This window comes from Actinoplanes sp. NPDC048791 (assembly GCF_040650095.1).
In the GTDB taxonomy this organism is placed as follows: domain Bacteria; phylum Actinomycetota; class Actinomycetes; order Mycobacteriales; family Micromonosporaceae; genus Actinoplanes.
Genome location: NZ_JBEZGQ010000816.1, coordinates 1 through 3779, shown reverse-complemented (window position 1 = coordinate 3779; position 3779 = coordinate 1). Strand labels below are relative to the sequence as shown.

Here is a 3779-nt window from a genome sequence, read left to right as displayed (position 1 = left end):
GCGGGCGCAGTTGGCCAGCGAGACCAGGGCACCGAGCGTCTCCACGTTCAGGTCGCCGAACTTCTGCCTGTACAGCTCCACGTTGGTCGCGGCCAGCTCGCGGGCCTGCGGCAGCCCGCGCCGGCGCGCCGCGATGGCCGCGAACCGGCCGGCCCACAACGCCATCGGATGGTCGGCGCCGAGCGCTTCGGCGTGCCCGTTGGACAGCAGCGCGCTGGCGCCCGCGTAGTCACCGAGGCCGAACAGGTCGAACGCCAGCCCGGCCCGGGACGACAGGGTCTCGGGATGACCCTCCACGAAGATCATCTGCCGGTGCCGCAGCACCTGCTCGTCCAGCGCCCGCGCCCCGCGGAAGTCGCCGAGCAGCCGCAGGTCGACGGCCAGGTTGTTGGCGCAGCGCAACGCGGTCGGGAAGCTCTCGCCGAACAACCGGCGGTAGCGGACCAGGTTGTCGGCGTCGAGCTGGCGGGCCTGGCCGAAGTGGCCCTGCATCCGCAGATCGGCACCGACGCTGTTGGCCGTGGCGAGGGTCGTCTCGTCGTCGCCGCCGAGCGCCTCCCGCTGCGAGCGCAGGGTCTGCGCGTTCAGGGCCCGGGCGTCCGCCGTACGGCCGACCGCCCGCAACGCGTTGGCCAGGTGGAACGAGGCCAGCAGGGTCTGCTCGTCGGTCTCGCCGAGACTGTCCCGCCAGCGCGCCACCGCCTGCGCCGCCAGGTCCCGGCTGGAGTCCCAGTCGCCCCGGGCGTACAGGAAACGGATGCAGTTGATCACGAGTTGGCGGATCTCCTCGGCGTCGCCGCCGAGCACGTCGGAGTGCACCAGGTGCGGGACGATGGCCGCGTACCGGGGCCAGTGGGTGGGGTTGTCCGGGTCGCCCGGGTCCGCGGCCGCGAGCATGGCCCGGACCGTGCGCAGCAGGGCGGCGTGCCGCTCCGAGCTGAGCTGCTGGCCGAGCATGCCCCGGACCAGCGGATGCACCAGCAGACTGTCACCGGGCGGGTCGAGCTCGCCCAGCCCGTACCGGCCGATCAGGCGCAGCGCGGCCTTGAGCCGGCGCTCGATGCGCACCGTGCGGGCCAGCTCCGGCGACACCAGGCCGCGGGCCGCCCAGAGCAGCTCCCACGACACGGGCGCGCTGGCCAGGAAGGCACAGAGCTCCAGCAGCTCGGAGGCGGCGGGCGAGGCGTCCCGCAGCGAGTCGGCGGCCAGCTCCCACGCCACCCGGATCGGCGTCGGGAAGGCCAGCGCGGCGGCCCGCTCGTCGTAGTGCCGCAGGTAGTCGCCGACGCTCCAGCCCGTCGCCGTGCGGACCGCGGCGGCCAGATCCAGCGCCATGGGCACGTCGTCGAGCCGCTCGGACAGCCGCTCGGCGTCGTCGGTGGACAGCTCCGCGGTGCGCCGGCGCAGGAAGTCGACGCTGTCCGTACGGTCGAACACCGGCACCGGCACGGCCTGCGCCACCTCGGACGTCCACCGGGGATTACGGGACGTGACCAGCACGTGGCCAGCGCCGCTGGGCAGATAGGGCTTGATGTCCTCGGGCCGGTTCGCGTTCTCGAAGACGACCAGCCAGTTCCGGTACGGCTCGCCGCGGCTCAGCGCGTCCCGGACCGCGCCCAGCGTACGGTTGATGTCGCGGGCCTCGGGCAGCTTGAGCTCACTGGCCAGCCCGACCAGCGCGGCGCGCATGCCGGCGGTCTGCTCGGCCGGGATCCACCAGACCAGGTCGTAGGTGTCGGCGTAGCGATAGGCGTACTCGACGGCGAGCTGGGTGCGCCCGGTGCCACCGAGCTGATGCTCGGCCGCGGGCAGCAACACCACCGGTCCGTTGCCGAGCAGCCCGCGCACGTCGGCGAGCAGGCTCTCCCGGCCGACAAAACGCGGATTGCGCGGCGGCAGCCCACCCCGGATCGGCACGCCGCCCTCCCCACTGGTGACTCGGCCATCTACTGTCGTTGTGCCGATTACCGTACGTGGAATCATCACCACAGCGGAAGCTTGCGCCGAACGGAAAGGCCCCGGTGTCCGAAGAACCCGTAACCAGTCTCGACCGCGACGCCGACGTGGTCACCGTGCGCCTGCACGGCGAGATCGACGTCCTGAACGTCGACCAGGTGCGCGTCTGTCTGGTGGAGGCTCTGGAGAGCCGGCCGGCCACGATCGTGGTCGACCTGGCCGAGCTGTCCTTCATCGACTCGACCGGCCTGGGCGCGATCATCTTCGGCTTCCAGCGGGCCCGGGACCAGGGTGTGGAGTTCCAGCTGGCCCATCCGAGCCGGGGGGTGCGGCAGATCCTGGTGCTGAGCGGGGTGCTCGAAGTCGTCACCCTGACCGAGTGAGCACAGATCGGGCGCGAGCCTGACGGCCCGCGCCCGATGAGAGCGGGGTCAGCCGACCCAGACGAACTCGCGGGCCGGGATCGACGCCGCCACCGCCGCTGAGCGGAAGTTGTTGTTCACCGTGTTCGCCTCGGTGGTGTTCGGGTTGGGGTTGCGGCAGGAGACCGGGGCGCTGCTGCCGGACATCAGGTCGGTGCACAGACCGGTACGGCGGTCCGGCAGGCCGAGGATGTGGCCGAACTCGTGGGCCGCGATCCGGGGCGTGTAGTAGCCCTGGTTGACCGCCTCACGGCCCATGTACCAGCGGCCGTTGCCCAGCGAGGTCGAGTAGGTGCGGGGCCAGCCGTTGTCCGCGTACACCCGGATGTTGGGGGTCCGGCCGGCCGGGACGGGCTGGAGCTGGACGTTGGCGACCCGGCTGTTCCAGATCTGGGCGCCCTGGTTGACGGCCGAGATGAACTCCTGGGCCTGGCTGGCGTCGTAGTACAGGATGCGGGGGGCCGCGGCGGCCGGCCCGGCGGTGGTGACCTGCAGGCCGACCAGCATCGCGACGGCTGCCAGCGCGGCGAACAGTCTCTTGCGCAGCATCGGGGGTCCTCCCTGGGGGTGTGGGACGGGGTGTCCACACCGTAGCCAGAAAGAGACGATTGTCGATGCGCGGCGGCCATACCGGTTGCCGCCTCTCGCCATGTGATGGCTACGAGGCCGGCGCCGCCGAGGTGGTGGCCGCCGGGAACGCCAGGCCGATGCCGGGGCCGGCCGGGCCCACGTCCTTACGGCGCTTGCCCAGCAGCAGCATCAGCGAGAGCAGCGAGGCCAGCAGGGCCAGCGCGCCCGCGCCGTACCAGGCCGCGTCGTAGTTGCCGAGCTGGTCGCGGACCAGGCCGGCCGAGGTGGCCGCGATCGCCGCGCCGAACTGGTGCGAGGCGAAGACCCAGCCGAAGACCACCGCGCCGCTGGCACCGAAGTACTCCCGGCACAGGGCAACCGTCGGCGGAACCGTGGCCACCCAGTCCAGCCCGTAGAACAGGATGAACACCACCATCGAGGGGTGCGCGGTCGCGGCGAACAGTGACGGCAGCACCAGCAGGGACAGCCCGCGCAGCGCGTAGTAGCCGGCCAGCAGCCAGCGGCTGTCCACCCGGTCGGTGAGCCAGCCGGAGGCGATGGTGCCGATGATGTCGAACAGGCCGACCAGCGCGAGCAGGCTCGCCGCGGTGGTCGGGGCCATCCCGTGGTCGTGCGCGGCCGGGATGAAGTGGGTGCCGATCAGCCCGTTGGTGGTCGCCCCGCAGATCGCGAAGCCGCCCGCGAGCAGCCAGAACGGCCGGGTCCGGGCGGCCTGGCCCAGGGAACGCAACGCGACGCGCACCGCACCGCCGGGCGCCGCGGCGGGCAGCGAGGCCACATCGTCGGGTCCGGCGCCGTACGCGGTCACCC

4 protein-coding genes are annotated in these 3779 nt (G+C 72.5%); 1 reads left to right on the top strand and 3 read right to left on the bottom strand.

All coding sequences use genetic code 11. From position 1 onward, the window contains the following. Positions 1-1917 (bottom strand): FxSxx-COOH system tetratricopeptide repeat protein (fxsT, locus tag AB0C29_RS37665; protein WP_360830896.1); only part of this gene is annotated, 1917 nt, incomplete at its 3' end. Positions 1918-2021: 104 nt separating this feature from the next. Between fxsT and AB0C29_RS37660 the strand changes: the two genes are divergently transcribed. Beyond that, a complete protein-coding gene (locus tag AB0C29_RS37660; RefSeq protein WP_360555302.1) occupies positions 2022-2339 on the top strand; it encodes an STAS domain-containing protein in 318 nt (105 codons plus the stop codon). Positions 2340-2387: 48 nt separating this feature from the next. On the opposite strand, the gene AB0C29_RS37655 is transcribed toward AB0C29_RS37660, so the two are convergent. Together AB0C29_RS37655 and AB0C29_RS37650 are read right to left on the bottom strand one after the other, a co-directional pair. Beyond that, positions 2388-2927 (bottom strand): snapalysin family zinc-dependent metalloprotease, encoded by a 540-nt coding sequence (locus AB0C29_RS37655; RefSeq protein ID WP_360830893.1) that lies wholly within the window; start codon positions 2925-2927, stop codon positions 2388-2390. A 109-nt stretch (positions 2928-3036) separates the two neighbouring features. Then, positions 3037-3779, bottom strand: a 743-nt coding sequence (locus tag AB0C29_RS37650; protein ID WP_360830890.1) for an MFS transporter, incomplete at its 5' end; no start/stop codon positions are given.

Excerpts from the sequence above, each read along its gene's own strand:
- AB0C29_RS37655 (WP_360830893.1), bottom strand. The coding sequence starts at position 2,927 with ATGCTGCGCAAGAGACTGTTCGCCGCGCTGGCAGCCGTCGCGATGCTG.